The organism is Cytobacillus citreus, assembly GCF_018343665.1.
In the GTDB taxonomy this organism is placed as follows: Bacteria; Bacillota; Bacilli; order Bacillales; family Cytobacillaceae; genus Cytobacillus; species Cytobacillus citreus.
In genome coordinates, this window is record NZ_JAGYPM010000009.1 from 98864 (window position 1) to 115225 (window position 16362).

At 35.4% G+C, this 16362-nt stretch carries 17 protein-coding genes and 6 pseudogenes; 3 read left to right on the forward strand and 20 right to left on the reverse strand.

Features of this window, described 5'->3' with window-relative positions; all coding sequences use genetic code 11:
* Window positions 1–441: 441 nt before the first annotated feature.
* Window positions 442–1005: a recombinase family protein gene (locus KHA94_RS24320; RefSeq protein ID WP_213104656.1), complete on the reverse strand. Its 564-nt coding sequence runs from the start codon at window positions 1003–1005 to the stop codon at window positions 442–444.
* A gap of 382 nt (window positions 1006–1387) precedes the next feature.
* On the opposite strand from KHA94_RS24320, the gene KHA94_RS24325 reads away from it, so the two are divergent.
* The gene (locus tag KHA94_RS24325; RefSeq protein ID WP_213104657.1) at window positions 1388–1576 is read left to right on the forward strand and encodes a hypothetical protein; all 189 of its coding nucleotides are present in this window, start codon (window positions 1388–1390) and stop codon (window positions 1574–1576) included.
* Here KHA94_RS24325 and KHA94_RS24330 read toward each other — a convergent pair.
* The 16 genes and pseudogenes from KHA94_RS24330 to KHA94_RS24400 all read right to left on the reverse strand — a co-directional run bounded on the left by KHA94_RS24330 (window position 1573) and on the right by KHA94_RS24400 (window position 13223).
* Window positions 1573–2688, reverse strand: a pseudogene (locus tag KHA94_RS24330) (IS3 family transposase). The gene KHA94_RS24325 and the pseudogene KHA94_RS24330 overlap by 4 nt on opposite strands.
* A gap of 235 nt (window positions 2689–2923) precedes the next feature.
* Window positions 2924–3220 (reverse strand): hypothetical protein, encoded by a 297-nt coding sequence (locus KHA94_RS24335; protein WP_213104658.1) that lies wholly within the window; start codon window positions 3218–3220, stop codon window positions 2924–2926.
* Between the two features lie 371 nt (window positions 3221–3591).
* Entirely contained in the window at window positions 3592–4167 is a 576-nt protein-coding gene (locus tag KHA94_RS24340; protein ID WP_213104659.1) for a DUF6946 family protein, read from the reverse strand.
* A gap of 58 nt (window positions 4168–4225) precedes the next feature.
* A complete protein-coding gene (locus KHA94_RS26410; RefSeq protein WP_275950937.1) occupies window positions 4226–4357 on the reverse strand; it encodes a hypothetical protein in 132 nt (43 codons plus the stop codon).
* Between the two features lie 256 nt (window positions 4358–4613).
* Entirely contained in the window at window positions 4614–5180 is a 567-nt protein-coding gene (locus tag KHA94_RS26585; protein ID WP_338030874.1) for a lyase family protein, read from the reverse strand.
* 146 nt (window positions 5181–5326) lie between these two features.
* Entirely contained in the window at window positions 5327–5716 is a 390-nt protein-coding gene (locus tag KHA94_RS24350) for a lyase family protein (protein WP_213104660.1), read from the reverse strand.
* The gene (locus KHA94_RS24355) at window positions 5674–5895 is read right to left on the reverse strand and encodes a hypothetical protein (RefSeq protein ID WP_213104661.1); all 222 of its coding nucleotides are present in this window, start codon (window positions 5893–5895) and stop codon (window positions 5674–5676) included. The genes KHA94_RS24350 and KHA94_RS24355 overlap by 43 nt, the downstream gene beginning before the upstream one ends.
* A gap of 45 nt (window positions 5896–5940) precedes the next feature.
* Entirely contained in the window at window positions 5941–7464 is a 1524-nt protein-coding gene (locus KHA94_RS24360; RefSeq protein WP_213104662.1) for a Na+/H+ antiporter NhaC family protein, read from the reverse strand.
* A gap of 691 nt (window positions 7465–8155) precedes the next feature.
* On the reverse strand, window positions 8156–8617 hold the full coding sequence (locus KHA94_RS24365) for a UPF0158 family protein (protein ID WP_213104663.1): 462 nt from the start codon (window positions 8615–8617) through the stop codon (window positions 8156–8158).
* Between the two features lie 94 nt (window positions 8618–8711).
* Window positions 8712–8882, reverse strand: coding sequence for a hypothetical protein (locus tag KHA94_RS24370; RefSeq protein WP_213104664.1), 171 nt, complete (start codon window positions 8880–8882; stop codon window positions 8712–8714).
* Between the two features lie 78 nt (window positions 8883–8960).
* On the reverse strand, window positions 8961–9212 hold the full coding sequence (locus KHA94_RS24375; protein ID WP_213104679.1) for a hypothetical protein: 252 nt from the start codon (window positions 9210–9212) through the stop codon (window positions 8961–8963).
* Between the two features lie 316 nt (window positions 9213–9528).
* Window positions 9529–9627, reverse strand: a pseudogene (locus tag KHA94_RS26775) (hypothetical protein); the annotation flags it as partial.
* Window positions 9628–10001: 374 nt separating this feature from the next.
* Window positions 10002–10456 (reverse strand): annotated as a pseudogene (locus tag KHA94_RS24385) (DUF3427 domain-containing protein); the annotation flags it as partial.
* Window positions 10457–10492: 36 nt separating this feature from the next.
* A pseudogene (locus tag KHA94_RS24390) lies at window positions 10493–12118 on the reverse strand (DUF2075 domain-containing protein).
* 50 nt (window positions 12119–12168) lie between these two features.
* A complete protein-coding gene (locus KHA94_RS24395) occupies window positions 12169–12471 on the reverse strand; it encodes a nucleotide pyrophosphohydrolase (protein WP_213104665.1) in 303 nt (100 codons plus the stop codon).
* A gap of 245 nt (window positions 12472–12716) precedes the next feature.
* Window positions 12717–13223, reverse strand: a complete 507-nt coding sequence (locus KHA94_RS24400; protein ID WP_213104666.1) for a hemerythrin domain-containing protein — start codon at window positions 13221–13223, stop codon at window positions 12717–12719.
* Between the two features lie 263 nt (window positions 13224–13486).
* Between KHA94_RS24400 and KHA94_RS24405 the strand changes: the two genes are divergently transcribed.
* Complete coding sequence (locus tag KHA94_RS24405; protein ID WP_213104667.1) at window positions 13487–13975, forward strand: pyridoxamine 5'-phosphate oxidase family protein; 489 nt, start codon at window positions 13487–13489, stop codon at window positions 13973–13975.
* A gap of 158 nt (window positions 13976–14133) precedes the next feature.
* Here the strand turns inward: KHA94_RS24405 and KHA94_RS26155 are convergent.
* Window positions 14134–14361 (reverse strand): annotated as a pseudogene (locus tag KHA94_RS26155) (DUF6054 family protein); the annotation flags it as partial.
* A 168-nt stretch (window positions 14362–14529) separates the two neighbouring features.
* On the opposite strand from KHA94_RS26155, the gene KHA94_RS24415 reads away from it, so the two are divergent.
* Window positions 14530–15024, forward strand: a complete 495-nt coding sequence (locus KHA94_RS24415; protein WP_213104678.1) for a DUF3267 domain-containing protein — start codon at window positions 14530–14532, stop codon at window positions 15022–15024.
* 181 nt (window positions 15025–15205) lie between these two features.
* Here the strand turns inward: KHA94_RS24415 and satA are convergent, their stop codons facing one another.
* Both satA and KHA94_RS24425 read right to left on the reverse strand, forming a co-directional pair.
* Window positions 15206–15727: a streptothricin N-acetyltransferase SatA gene (gene satA, locus KHA94_RS24420; RefSeq protein WP_213104668.1), complete on the reverse strand. Its 522-nt coding sequence runs from the start codon at window positions 15725–15727 to the stop codon at window positions 15206–15208.
* A 191-nt stretch (window positions 15728–15918) separates the two neighbouring features.
* Window positions 15919–16362 (reverse strand): annotated as a pseudogene (locus KHA94_RS24425) (RNA-guided endonuclease TnpB family protein); the annotation flags it as partial.

A 16362-nucleotide genomic window follows, 5' to 3' on the forward strand; every position in this document is an offset into this window, starting at 1 on the left:
AAGAAATTGGGATTTAGGGTGATTCCATTTTCACATAAAAATACCCAGTATGATTGCTGGTCACTTCTCCTGGTAACACGTTCCACAAAATAGCTCTATTTGGTAGTGTTCAGTAAAGAAAATACGAGGAAAGGACAAAAAAATCAACGCAAATCAAAAGTAACCTTTATTGTATTGCACAGCTTTCGCGGCTATTTTTGCTTTAAAAATCCCTAGGGCCCGTTAGTTCAATAAGAAGAACTGCAACAATAATGGCAACTGAAACCTTAACTCTTGCTTCAGAAAAACAACGTTAGGAACGGTATTACAACCATTGTTTTGGTTGTAGCTGCTGTTAGAATTGTGATTGAAACCATCGACTTTTAAATCTTGAAGATCTGTATACTTCAAAATAAAAAAATCGACCTAAATGGCCGACTGATATTACTCTACACTTCCATTTCAATGATTAAGCTGCTCCTGACGTTTCTTAGCCCTTATTAACGTGCTTTTACTTATACCGGTCATATTTTCTACCTGATTATAAGAATTGGTTTCAAGTAACTTCAGTGCATGCTCTATTTGTGACTTTTTAAATTTTTTCGGTCTGCCCTCTCTAAAATCCTCACGTTGCCTTGCTAACGCTTTCCCTTCCTGAGTTCGCTCAACTATCATATCTCGTTCGAACTCTGCGAAGCCGCTCATAATTGTTAATATCAGTCTCCCTGTGGGCGTGTCTTCGACTAGCCCCATATTAAGAACGTGTACCTTTACGCCCCTTTCGAATAGCGCTTTTACTGTATTGATCGCGTCTACTGTAGAACGTGCGAAGCGATCTAGCTTTGTTACGGTCAATGTGTCGCCTGCTTCCAGCTTCGCCAGTACCTCCTTAAATTTTGGTCGATCTGCTTTCGTCCCTGTGAACTTCTCCGAATAGATAACTTCGCAACCTTCATTCTTTAATGCCTGAAGCTGCGCTTCTAGATCTTGCTGTATCGTGCTTACTCTTGCATATCCATATTTCATAGTGATTTCCCCCCTTTTACGTATATATTTTTGACACTAAGTTATGATACCAAAATATATACTGATACTAGCACATTTGCAAAACGTATTCAAAACTTCTAAGTTATGAAACAGTCCTTTATCAAAATAATAAAAAGTTGATATGTAATGGTCGAATTTTATTTTTTCCCTATTTAATTAATGCAACCGGTTAATTTCTAATAGGTAAAATTAATAATAAACATGGTGCAGCTACACCTTGATGATGTATCTTATAGAGGTGTTAGCATTGCATTACACGGAGTAAACTTGTAGGTGGGCATAAACGTTAGGATGTATATTTCATAAAAATGCCACAAGGAGTTTCTAATTAATTGTCTAATATTTAGTTTAGGAGGGAGTTATGATGAATAATTCACTTGGCTTTGTAGAAGCCGGAGTACGATATCATATTTTTGCAACCAAAAACGAAGTTACAGTAATTGCAATTTCAAAAACATTTACTATTAATGTGAATGGAAAAACAATAAAGGAGGCCATATCAAACTCTAAAAAGGTAATACGTGAACATGGGTTGTCAACACTAAACTAGACAACTTTTTTAAGGTGATCAAGTTTATAATCGACTGGGCTTATATAACCAAGCGTTCCATGAATCCTTATGTGATTAAACCAATGAACATAGTCATGTAATTCTCTTGTTAAACCTTCTATATTATCAAAATGTCTACCATTAATAAATTCTGTTTTAATAATTTTGAATGTTGCTTCAGCTACCGCATTGTCATATGGGCAACCCTTCATGCTTAAGGATCGGTGGATAATAAAGGTTTCTAGGGCATCATCATTTAGTTTTTTTAAAACTCATTACCTCTGTCAGTGTGAAATAACTGTATTTTACGTAGGTCAACTTTGATAGAAGCAAGCACGATAGACAAGTAGGGCATTTTTATTTGGGCCGTACTACAGCCAACTATTTCTCGATTAAAGAGATCGACAAATATACATATGTAATGCCATTTTTGATTGACTCTTACATACGTCAAACCACTTACAATCGCAGCCATTTCTTCTTCCTGGTTAAGCTCGCGGTTTATTTCATTCTTCTGTGTGGATTCATTACATGTTTTTGCATGTGGTTTATACTGAGCTACCTTGTAAATGGAAACAAGGCCGTGTTCTTGCATAATTCGTCCAATCCTATGTCTTGAAACGATGTGACCATGCTTTTTAATTCAACTTTGATTTTACGTGTCCCATAATTTTGACGGCTCTCCTGGAAAATTTCGATGACGTCTGAGGTGATGTCATCCTCGACTGCTCTTTCTTTTGCTTCATAATAATAGGTGCTTCTCGGTATTTGCAGGACTTTGCACATTGCTGATATCGAGTATTTATATTGATTGTTATTAATCACATATACTTTCGTCCTAGTATCAGTGCGGCTTGCTTTAAAATATCGTTCTCCATTTCTAATTGCTTGTTTCGTTTGCGAAGCTCAATCAGCTCTTTTTGTTCGGCTGTTAAATTGTCCCTCTCCTTAAAAGAGCCAGATTTCTGACTTTGTCCTACCCATTTATCTAAGGAGGAAGGAGTAAGGTCAAATTCACGAATAATATCTTTTCTTGGCTTACAATATAGAAACAGCTGCACGATTTGTTGTTTAAACTCAACCGTAAATGTTCTGTGTTCTTTTTTAGTCACCGTAGATTTTCCTCAAATATATTATCTGTAGTCTATTTGACCTTTTAATTTCTGTCCAACTAAGTGTAGCCGATCCAATTTAATAATTAAATCTAAAGTATACTAATAAAATATGTGAGTTCTAAAATGAAATTCTATATCTCCTTCGTATTCAGAAACTCTAATGCAGTTGGACAATCTTGATTTACTAGTGCCTGTATCATAACCATTATTCAGCATTCATTGATAAAACTTTTCAGTTCTCATATATTTTATTCTCCAAATCATATCCGTATTTCTTGTTAATCTTATCAGAAATAGTCTTTAAGAATACTTCTACAGTCATATGTTCTACATCTCTGGTAAACCATGCTAGTTTTGCATCTTTATGTTGCCCATCATAGTTAACTTCTAATGGCCAGAATGTATTTGTTGCATGTGTATAATCAAAATGAATATAAAGCTCCTTACCTTCAGGGCATTCCAGTATAACTTTATATACTGGATTTTTCCCTTCTGTGTTAAGTTTCACCTTTTTGATTTTGGCTAGCATAATGCCCCTCCTTTTAAATTGAAAATAATAAGGGAAATAATTATAGTAACTACTACCTCTGTAGCTTCAATTCATACGCCTTATCTATAAACCTAGTTATCTGTTCTAAGTTTTCTACCCATTCTAACTTTATGTACACTTCACCAGAAGTGAGTCTCCCACGATCATATTACTCATAAACATGGCCAAGCAATTCATCTACTTCTTTCTGTACTCTCTTAGCTGTTTCTGTATGAAGTATTTTCCCTAGATGAAGAATGAAGCATACTTTCCTAGCTGGAGGTACCAGTTACCCATCCAAAATAAAGATTAACACCATTTAACTGTACTGGCCCAACAATTCCATCCTTCTTAGGGGAAAAATGAAAAAGTTAAACAAATTCAGCATAGTCATCAAACCATTTTCCTGTCTCACTAAAAGAGTGTACGAGAATAAGTGAATTGTTAGCATTAACATTCTTAGCTTCAATCAGTGCGGATGCAGCCCTATGTATTAATTGGTATCTTTTATTTAGTACACTTTCTTCATTTAAACCCAGTATATTAAGTAAGTATTTCAATCTTATTCTTTTACCGTTACTAGGATTATCGCCTAACCAGGATGCTACAGTTTCTCCAAAGGGTTCTGAAACTTTTCCTTCCACCATAATCGTTAAAAGCTCATTATTTCCCTTTGCAAGTACATAAAGATCATTTTGTGAGCTTGTGCTACCTCCAGGTAAAGGAACCTTGTACTCAGGAAATCCATACAATACTTCTACATTTTTAAACAGAGGTAACTGACTTTGTTTGAATACCCTTTCAACACTAGGTGGTAAGTTGTTAGCGTCTTCCCAACAATTTGCCAATTCATATGCAGAATACCCTTTTTTCCACTGTCTCTCAGGATCTGCAAGGAGTTCTTTCCATAATATTGCTCCGTTTGAAGGAACAAAGTATTTACCCATTTTCCCCACTCCTACATGAATATTTTGGTTGTATCCTTATTTACCATACTTTGATTGTTTAATAGTTTTTAGAAGAAAGATAACGCTCAATTGTCTTTAAATATGTTTTCCAATCCCGATAGTGTTCTTGGACTTTCCGCTCGCCCTTTTTTAATACATGCTTTTGCTTTAAATTTACTTTAAACTCCAATGTTATTCATCCACCTTTAAAAAAATTTTATTACTTTTTCTAGTCCCATTACTCCTGCTCTAATAATTCTGTAAGCTATTTACTCCCGCAACAACTTTCAAGAACAGTTGATTCGGATTTATATGGAGATGAAGAAATCATATCTTTTCCAAATTACCGATATTGAAGATATCTGAGAGGAAGATGCTTATCTCAAGGGATGAGGTTCAAATGCAACATAAAAAGGACCAATATGGCCCTTTTTACGAGAAAATGATTATTTTGTAATCTGTTTAATAAGTTTTTTGTTTCCTTTGTTCAGGATGTTTTCATAGTCGATGTATTCGTAGATATCATCCGTTATGCTGTCGCTGAACTTGGCTATTTCTTCAATCGTTAAATCTTCAATCGCTTTCTTTTTCTGCTCGCAATAAATGATGATTTTTCCAACGATCTCATGGGCATCCCTAAAGGCTGTTCCTTTGCTGACCAAATAGTCAGCAACTTCAGTAGCGTTTAGGAAGCCGGCTTTGATAGCGGCTTTCATGTTTTCTTCATTGACATGAAGGGTATCAATCATTTTCGACATGATTTCAAGGCAGTCCATTACCGTATCTAGCGCATCGAAAAACTGTTCTTTATCTTCCTGCATATCTTTGTTATAGGTGAGCGGCAATCCCTTTAGGGTCGTTAATAAGGAAAGAAGGGAGCTATACACTCTTCCTATTTTTCCTCTAATCAGTTCCGCAGCATCCGGATTTTTCTTCTGAGGCATAATGCTGCTTCCCGTTGAATAAGCATCATCCATTTCAATGAATTTAAACTCTTGGCTGCTCCAGAGGATTAGCTCTTAACTTAATCTGCTCAAATGCATCATCGTGATGGAAAAGCTGGACATCAGTTCAAGCAAGTAATCACGGTCACTAACCCCATCCAAGAAGTTGTCTACAGGCTTGGAAAAACCTAATAACTCAGTCGTTATTTGCCGATCTATATGATGGGTGTCCCGGCCAATGCACCGCAGCCTAACGGGTTTTCATCCAAAATGTCAATGGCATTGCTCATTCTTTTTTTATCCCGGCTAAACATTTGAGCATAAGCACCAAGGTGATGGCTGAATGTGACAACCTGTGCACGCTGCAAATGAGTATATCCTGGCATGATGACATTATTATTATCTGCTTTGTCATGTAACGAATCAATGAGCTGCTGAAGGGCCGTCATTACTTCTCTGGCTTTTTGCTTTGCATATAGTCTCATGTCGACTGAAACCTGATCATTTCTGCTTCTTGCAGTATGAAGTTTTTTTCCGGTTTCGCCGATTCTCTTCGTTAAGTTCATTTCAACGAAGGAGTGGATATCCTCATAAGCACCTTCCATTTTAATAGACCTGACTCGATATCTCTAAGAATGGACTCAAGTCCGTCTATAAGTAGAATCCCTTCAGCCTCTGATAGCAAATTGCATTTTACAAGCATTTTTACATGCGCAATACTTCCTGTTATATCTTGATAGTAAAGTCTATGATCTACAGGCAAAGAAGTATTAAACTTCTCCATAATTTCATCTTCGCGCTTCGTAAAGCGCCCGCCCCATAGTTTCGCTTACATTTCAACTCCTTCACCATACTTCTTTTTGTGAATCTTGGATAAAACAAAAATAGCTACAAAAAGCAGGACAATGTTTAAGATGATCGTGAATGCACTGCCAGTAATTCCTGCAACAATAAAACCAATGAATGCGATCGATGCATTAAGGAGTGCATAAGGGAATTGTGTTTTCACGTGATCGATATGATCTGCCCCTGCTCCTGTAGACGATAAAATGGTTGTATCGGAAATAGGTGAACAGTGATCCCCGAATATTCCTCCTGACAGGACAGCCCCGATACAAACTAATAAATGTGCATCGAGTGAAACAGCCATAGGAATGGCGATTGGCAGCATGATTGCAAATGTTCCCCATGAAGTTCCAGATGCAAGAGACATCAATGCTCCCACTACGAATAAGATGGCTGGAATAATAAATGCAGGAACATTTCCATCCATGATTTCAACAATAAAGGAAGCCGTTCCCATTTCCTTAATTACTTTACCAAGGGACCATGCAAGAATAAGTGTAACAGCGACATACACCATTTTTTGCATACCCGTTGTATAAATATCAAATATCTCGCTGAATTTTTTTACTTTATATGCAAGCATTAAGATAATAATAGTCACTGCCGCAAATAAATAGGCTGTACTTAGTGAAACCCTAAAATCATTTCCTGGAACAGGCTTGAATGGAAAGCCAAATGAAATTAATAACCCGAATAACGTAATGAATAATACCAGCAATGGCAGCCAAATCATGATAGCACGGCTGTTTTTTGTGCTTTCCTCACTAATTTCTGTTTTTCTTAACGGCTTTGACTCTGGCCAATAAAGTTCTCCAGTCTTTTGTACTCTTTGCTCTGCTTTTGCCATTGGTCCAAAATCTAACTTAGATAATGCAATAAGTGGAACCATTGTAACAGCTAAAATAGCATAAAACTGAAAGGGAATTACTTTGATAAGTGTAGTGAATTCCGATGTAGTGATATTTAAAGATTCATATTCTTTTTGAATAAGGCCCATTATGTAAACGCCCCAGCCAATAAAAGGGACTAATACTGCGACCGGAGATGATGTTGAGTCGATAATCCAAGCGAGCTTCTCTCTTGAAATTTTCGCTTTATCAAAAATCTTTTCAAATACAGGTCCGACGATGAGCGGTGTACCCAAATCTGAGAAGAAGATGATAATTCCTCCTACCCAAGCAGAAATCTGTGCTTTTGCCTTCGTGTTAAAGAATTTAATGGCATGAGTGGCAAGTGCGGCTCCACCGCCAGACTTCTCCATTAGTGCAACAAATCCGCCAATAAAGAACAGCAAAACTAATACTGCTGCATTGTAGCTATCTGCAACTAGTGGAAAAAAGTAATTTCCAATCGTCTCCATTGTTGCTTTAAGAGGGTGACCTCCAACAAGAATGAGTACCCCGATATAAGCACCGGAGAATAGAGACACAATAACGTTCTTCGTTATTATTGCAAGAACAACTGCAATAATTGGTGGTACCAAAGATACCCAGCCCATGTGTTCCATAAATAAATCCCCCCCCGCTTATAAAATATTATTCTAGTACATAAATATAATCGGGTAAATATTCTGAATTTACCCTAAAATAGATTATATGGAACACCATAGTGAAATGCAATAAACTTTTTTATAAGTGAATATTTTTATTAGAAGGCTCTATAAACTTTTCCAAAAATACATAAAAAAGACTGCCTGGGTTAATTCCCAGCAGTCTTAAATTGCTTTAAATGGAGTATTAGTTAATTTATAAATCCGCCGCGGTCTTCCTTTTACATAGGCTGGTTCGAAGCCCATGCATTCAACCAAACCGGCTTCACATAAACATTCAATAAAACGCATTGTGTTTCTTTCATCTTTAGTTATTCGGCTCCGAGAGGTATACCTGCTTTTTCTATAAACCTTTCGAACAGATGATTTAGTACTGGGGAAACTTCGTCCAGTACCTGTTTGCATCGTATTTCAGTACTTTCCTCTTTAAAGAGAGATAGATAATATCCCAGATTCAATTTAATCTCACCTTCTTATTTCACTTTTGATTTACTAAAAAATATTAGTTTCCAGAAAAAAATATATGGTAGTTAGTTCTCAATCACCTTTCTCCATCCAATAATCAGTAATTCCGGCCTGCCTCTATTCTTAATTCTCTTCAATAATTCATTTAGCTAAAAGCCGTTAAATGTACGATTTCGAAGTGAACTTACTCTATAAAAGCAATATTGTTACTCTGACAAAATTCTCTAGCTATTTCCTTAAAACAATGATCACGGTACTCATACCATTGTTCAGCAATCCCTAACCGATTGACATTGTCCTTAAATCGGCGAAATGCTCCCTTTCCTCTAATGGAATCAAGTAATATATCTTGTTTTTTATGATCAGGGAGGCTATAACAAAACCTTTCCATCATGTCATACTCATGTATATCAAAGCTAGTAGGAAGTGAGGTATAATTATCAAAGCTATCAACAATTGCATATGCTAGCTTTACTTCTTCTTGCTGCCAATCGGGTAAATGATCATATTCTTCACCATCTTCCGCCATTAATATTGCCTCATGTGAGACAATAACGATTTCGCCTGTTTCAAGATTAAGATAAGAATTGCTTTCCTCTGATTGCATTTCCATTCCTTCCAATATATGTTCCAGTTTCACTTTCATCGACCTTGTCCTCCTATTTTTATTTTTATTCGATTCCCATTAACTTATAAGAACTAATTGAACAGACTCCTGACCATATACATTCAATCTAAAATCACACTAGATATTTTATTGATAAGATTACCTCAATATGTTGTTGGCGTTTTTTTGATATTTCTAGTGTTTCATTTTCTAATACATCATCATAATCAAGGGAATGTCCATTTTCTATTGACTCATAATATTTTTTAAATAAAACATCCATTAATGCTTCATTTTCTTGCATGGACTTTTCTACCAAAAACCTTTGATCTGCATTTGCTTGATAGATAAAAATTTCGGACTCGAAGTCATCTCTTGTAATTTAACGTTCTTTTTGATATTCAAATAAGAAATAGCTTGAGTTATTAGAGTACAATATCAAGCAGTTTCTAATAGCTTTGTTAAGGTTATTCACTTCTCGATTATAGGTTGAAGATGACATCTCATATATTTTTTCACCTTTTCTTTTGCAATCCTTACAGATGTGTTGGCGATGACCCTTCCCGCTGAACTTTTCATTAGGAACAGTTCTTCCACATGCTTTGCAGTAATGGCCACTTTTCTTTTTTCCCATATATAAAACTCCTAGTTTTTAAATCGTAAAGGACGATCAACTATACTTAATAAATTTATTATATCAAATAACTTTTTTCTAAAAATTCCATGAAAACGACGGCAGATACATAAAGTGAAACTTCCATCAGTGGGGGTTATCTTTCATCCCCCACTGATGGTTAGTTGCGGCCCACAGGAAGTGGGTCACGCAGACGTTGCCACACGATGTGGCGCTTTTAGTCTGTGTTCATTTTACGGGCCTTTACGGGCAGTTGATCCCCCACTTAGGTTTCTTTAATTCTCTCGCAACCTTGAAGTGGGGGTCTTACTGCCCGTTAATCTGCGATAAATTCATTATATTGATAGCGAAATCTCTTTTTCTTAAATTCTTCAATAGTCTTCACTCTGCCCGTTTCCTGCCGTGCATTGACGTTTTTCCATTTACAAACTTATCCAAATCGTTTTTAATGCTATGGTGTATTCACGAAAAGAATCATTTACTTAAAAAAATGATAGTTCCGCATGAAACAAATATTGACGCTTTCTTTCATATCACTCATAAAAATAACGTAAATCGCCCGATATCTCTCCATTATCCACTTTTAAATATTACGATTTCCTTTAACAGTAGCATTCCCATTGATATCTACGTATAAATTCCTTATAATATAGGTATAAATAAAAAAGATCAGGTGCTTAGCACACCTGATCAACGCAACAACAAGCCGCAAAGTGAGCGGCAGCCTAAGTAAAGTTATATAAAAAGAAGTAACCTCTTCAACCTAGGGCAAGGAGAGCGGTTACTTCTTTTTGTTTTGTAACCATACATAGTAGAGCTTTCGTCATTTTGCCAATTTAATAGTTTACAAGAGTCTTTTCTTGAGTATTTTTCATACAAAGTCAGTGGTTGTTTACATTCATATTTTTCATTTTTTCTTTTGCACTTAATAAAATGTCCAATACCATTGTTTTGAAATAATCATTTCTTACTAGACTTTCACGGATCGAATCATTAAACGTAAAGCAATTTTCCTGGAAAGTAATAATTGGTTGATCCCCATATTTTTTCTTAAAGACTTGGGTAAAAAATGATAAATCAAAGATACCTTTCACTGATGCAATGGTATCCTCGTCTACTACGCAACCTTCTTTGTTTAAATGATTAATATACTCCCCATGTGCAACCTTCTCCTGCTGCATTAACAATTCCAACAGTACGATTTCATGCTTACGTTTTCCATTCAATAGCTCTAACGATAAAATTTACAAATTTATCCAGTTAGATATTATTCAAGTCTACTATATTCTTTCATTATTTTGAAGTTCTAACAATCTCGATCTCAATTTCGAATCACTGGCATAAATAAACAGGCCACGTATTCCTCTTTTCATAAGAACATTAAGAGAATTTAATATAATTTTTTCCTTTATTTCATCGCTATTTTGGAATTCATCTTTTCCTCTATAAGCTTCCGTATCTTTATAATTTTCTGTTAAGATTTTCAATTCATCTTTGTCTTCATCATATGAAATCGATGGACCCAGGATAACTCCAACATAGTTTAAATCAAAGCCTTGTATGGTATAAATAGAACCGACTTCCCTGACTGTTTCTGCTTTTTCTGCCCATGTAGTATTTCCGTAATCCCCATTCCAAGGAAGTTTAAAATTATCTTCTTCTACGTAATACTCTTGATCGTCTTTCTTATGTATGTAATCGAATGTGGATACAATTCTTGCTAAACCATATTCCTTATTTAATTCCTGTATTACGTCATACATTTTTGCTGCTGATTCAAAGATCATAAAATCATATTCAGGGTCTTTAGGTATTTCAGTAATCTTCTTTTCAACAAAATGGTCAATCCAATTAACCATTTCATTATTTGCCTGCATGCGGAATTGGTTCGTAAGCTTATAGGTAGGTTCAGTATTATATTTTCCTATAATAGATTGAAGCCTTTCCTCATCCCAGTAGCTCTTCATCTTTAACACTTGCTTATCATCGAACACTGCGATAACAATCTTGCTATGCCTAATAATCTCTTGCAGCTGATTCTCCTCAACAAAATTATTATATGGATCAGGCTTAGTTAACAACAAATGAGCTTCATCTACTAACACAATATCAGCCTTTTCCATCAATTTTTTCCGCTGATTAATAAAGGATGTTGGTTTTTCAAAATTCTTTTTAGTGAGTGCTTTAACTTTACCAGCAATCTTCTTATACGTTTTTAGCATCTCTGTATGATTGACTAATAAATAATTATTGGTTTTATACAAAGGGGATGATTTTTCCTTTGATAACTCTTGAATTTTGTTAATTACGGAGCTTAATACAACACTTTTTCCTACTCCTGCTTCCCCTTTAATTAAAAAGACAAAAGGCTCATCCTCATTAATGTGTTTTTTACAAACCTCTATAATCTTCTGCTGAAGTTCTAACTATTCTATCGATAATTCTTTGAATGGGGAAAGCTTGAATATATCCTTATTTTCGATTGTATTTCTAGAATTTTCTACAATATCCCTATCTAATAGCTCATCCCATATGTTTTCAAACAATTCCTCATTAAAGTATTTTTTTTCATAATAATTGTGCATCACACTATTAACTGTTTGACTCTTGTTTTGTAATTTGTAGCGTTCATCTGCTAAAAAATAATTGATCAGCTTGGTTTCAATATTGTATGTAGCTGATCGATTAAACTTTTCATGAATGATCAGGGACATCTTCTTTAATGCTTTTCTCTCACCATTATTTAAGTGATCTCTCATTCGATTTTTTACTGCTACTGTTTCACCGATATAGACCGTTGTATCATTATTTAGAAAGTAGACAACAGGATAATCGGTATAGTAACCGTTCATATTGTCTATTGATGTCTTGTCAAAAGGTATTGTTTTTATTTCTATTTTACTCATATTGTTTAATACCTACCTCATTATTGCTGGCATATTGAAGGGATGATCAATTACTTTACTTTATTTACTGGATACTTCACCGCATTCTTCTCCATTTTCTTAAAGGCTTCCTCTTCCAAATCTATATTCATTTTATCCGCTAACTGCAGAAGATATATAAAGACATCCGCCATCTCTTCTTTAATATTCTGTTTTGATTCAGCAACCGCTTCTTCACTCGTTCTCCATTGAAAATTTTCTAATAGTTCATTCGCTTCTAGAGATATGGAAATAGCTAAATCTTTTTCATTGTGATAATGGGCCCATCCTCGCTCATCTCTAAACTCTATTATTTTTTGCATTAATTCTTTCATTTCTAGCCCACCTAATTTGAATATTTTTTGTTAATATCTTCTATTTTAACACTTGATGTAATGTAATTAAATAGAAGCAGGCACCCGTAGTGGACACCTGCTTCTCTTCTAAACTAGTAGTGGGGCAATTTCGACATGTATCCGCTGCTAGTCACTGCATTCACCATAATCAATATCTAATTGACTTTTCCTTACTTCAATTAGTTCGTATTGAGATCATTGCAGCGATTGACTGCGATGTTCTTTCAAGCTCGAAACCGTCTTTCAAGCTCCGCCTTCTCCCCAACCGACAGTATTTTCTCTGCCAATGGAAACAGCACTTTTTCTTCTCTATCAGAGTGCTGGATTAAGGTAGCATAAGCTTGGACGGCGTATACGGCAATCGCTTGGGCTTCATCTATATCAATGGCGGGTCCCGCTTGTTCCGCTTCAGTCAGAAAATCTCGTAAATGCTGTTCAGCCTTCTCATGCTCAAATTCCATCACTTCAATTGTTTTGTCATTCTCTCCAAGGCGGCTGGCCATCATAGCGAATAGCCAGTCGTCCTCTTTTTTGGAATGTGCCTTTAGCTTACTATTAAAGGTCGAAATCCGCTCGTATAATCTCGTAAACTCTTGAATGAGAGCAGGACCTGATTCGAATTCTATCTCTTCTGTGATCTCATAGAAAAGATTCATATCTTCCCGGAGTGACACATGCTCATCCTTTAATTGCTGCAGTGGAGCACTTAAAATAACGTTTGAAGCCTCCATCCTCGAATTCCTCCCCCATATCCTCACCCATCATCTGCATTCTTATAATCCATGATGGCGTCAGTCTCTCTCTTCTTAAAAGAATACGCCAAAAATGCTGACAATTTTGTGAGGATCATCACTAAGAAAACAGTTTAAATCCTCTATTTGTTTCTTCTCATTGGATTCAATTTGGTTAGAGTCAATTTAGTAATCCACCATACCTGAATAAAAGTTGCTATAAAGGGTAGTATACCTCTATAAACATGAATGAGGTGATGAAAATGTCTAACATGATAAAACAAGAAGAAATGGAAACATTAAGAGAGTTAATCAAAGAAGTAGACACAGCCATGCTGACTACGGTAACTGAAGAAGGGCTTGTATCTCGTCCTATGAAAACACAGGAAGTAGAGTTTGATGGCGACTTATGGTTTTTCACTAAAAAAGAGACTAATAAATATGAAGAAATTATACATGATCAAGATGTTAATGTGGCTTATGCAGGTAAATCCTATGTTTCCGTCCGTGGAAGAGCGGAAATCGTTGAAGATTTAGACAAGAAAAAGGAATTGTGGAGCAAAGCATATGAGGCAATTATGCAAACCTCTTATGATGATCCGAACGTTGTCTTGATAAAGGTAAAAGCGGAAGCAGCCGAATATTGGGAAACCGGTAATTTTACGAAGAAAATCGCCTTTCTCTATAAACGCATGACAGGGCAAAGTTCTCAATCGACAGATGTGAATGAAACGGTTGAATTGAATAAATAACAGCAAAAATTGGGTTGTTTGGTTATAGAACAATCCATTTTTCTATGTTAAGTGATGTTGATCCATTTGTACCTATATTAATAAGTGAAATAAGTGTCTTCAGATTACAAAGAAAACCATCTATATAATTCATCCAACCCTTAGACATATAATGAAGATTATTTCATTTGTTCTACACTTTTTTGCACGATTTCTACCATATCGTTTTCAGCCCCAAGACTAAAGTTAAAAAGAACTCCACTTCCTCCTCCAGCCCCAATGGCTGAAATAAAAATATTACGGTTATCACCAACTACAGTAAGGCTCAAACTTGCTCGATTCCCAATTCTCATAAAATATTTATCATAAACCCGCACAGCTATTTTAGTAGCTCCAATCGTATGATTGCTTTCATCAACTTATTTCATGCTGATTCCACTATTGCCAATATCGTTTTCCAAATGCTTAACCACTTTCTCAAATTCACCAATCATCGTGGTAATATATGGGTAATAAATTAATTGAAGGAGTGAAAATTTATGATATTGTGGTTTAGACACTTACCACAATTAAGTATGGATTTGTCAGAATGGACCCCTTTTATACAGAATCATTGGTTACGAAAGCACTATATGAAGTTTGTATATCTACTCCAGGTCATTATAGTCCTAATTCCATTTTTATTTGGAGGATGGTTCCCACATATCAATACTTTCAATCTTTTCTTAGTATGGATCTTTGTCTTCATCATTCACGAGACCCTTCACATAATTGCCGTAAACAAAAAAGGTGACATTAGTTTAACGTTTAGCGGTATATTTTTCTGGCTACATACAAATGCAATTCTATCCAAACCGAGATTTTGGGTGTTTATGAGCTTGCCCTTCATTACATTATCAGTAGTGCCTCTCATTGTATCGTTTTTTTTATATGAAGATATCAAGTCAATTTTTTTATTTGTGAGTTGGATAAACACTTTGATTTCTGCCTCAGATATCATTAATTCATTTTTAATTGCTATGAAACCGAAAAACTCAGTATTTTGCAAAGGCTATTACCGATTGCAATAGTATTGAGGCATGCAATACATCTATTCATTGAACGAACGAAAAACGATCGTTCAGTTCTTTAAACCTCCCTTTCAGCGGGGGCGGTTTTCCTACCGTGGCTATCGGGTAGCTTTATCAGTCACAAAAACATTCCCATTTTCCAGCAATATCTCTTTAATTAATACAATATCAACATATAAAACTAAAATTTATAATACCAAAAGATTGCAATTTCATTAGCAGTTGGAAAGTTTGAATAAAGCATCGTATCAATTGCACCGATTTCAAAGTTATTTTTAGCATAAAAATGACAAGCAGAAACATTAATATCTTGTGTTTCAAGCATAAGACCACAAAAGTTATTCTCCTTTGCCCATTCAATCGCTTTATTCAATAATGCTGTTCCAACACCCTTTTTTCGATATTCTACAGCAACAGCAATATCTTCTATAAAGGCATATCCATTCCAACTAGAACGTATTCTAATCTGACCAATGCAGGTATTTTCAACATAAAAGAAATAAACAACCTTCCCTTCTTCTTCAATATAGCTGTTATCCATTTCTTCATCTTCATATTTCTTGAAATATGGCTCAGAAAAGACCTCCTCCGTATATTCCCAAACATTGTTTTCATATTTAGGTATCATTCTCCCAGTGACAATGAAACCTTCATTAGATTTATTAAAATCATTCATATTAGATTTTGTCATTTTAATGATCATGCTGAAACTCCCATAGCTAAAGCAATGGGGTTCTTGAGCGACTAGCTTGTTTCTTCTATACTCTCCCCTGCTTTAATATACAATAGGGTACAACATACAGACACTACAAAGCGTTTGCTCAAGACTTCTACAGCCAAACACCTCAGCGGTGCTTATCGACTGCATGGGCTCGTTTCTAACCCAACACTCCTTTAAATTCCAAAACTACTTATTTTGTTTTGATTACTTGATTTTATTCGTATAATTTCTATGTCATGTAGTTTCTTAAAATGATCATATTCATCCATACATAAATACCTATTAATGCTATCAAGAGATTCCGTTACATTTTTTATGAGATAAGCAGAGTACAAATCACGTTGGACACGTTCATTTCTTATAAGATTCCATCTTTCAGACAAGGATTTCTTTTGAAAGGTGTCCGTCTCGTGATGATACTGACTAGCTTTTACCTTCGAGGTGTTGATCTTTTTCAGTTCTATGCCGAAGATAGATAGCTTTTGTTCTAAAATGGTTATAAGCATAGAGGGCGCTTTCCTAGCTATAGATTTTCCAAACCGTTTCTTTCGGCTGAAACGTCCGTTCTTGTTTCTAGTTGTTTCTTTTGCCCGTTTTTGAAGGGCTTGAAAATTCAT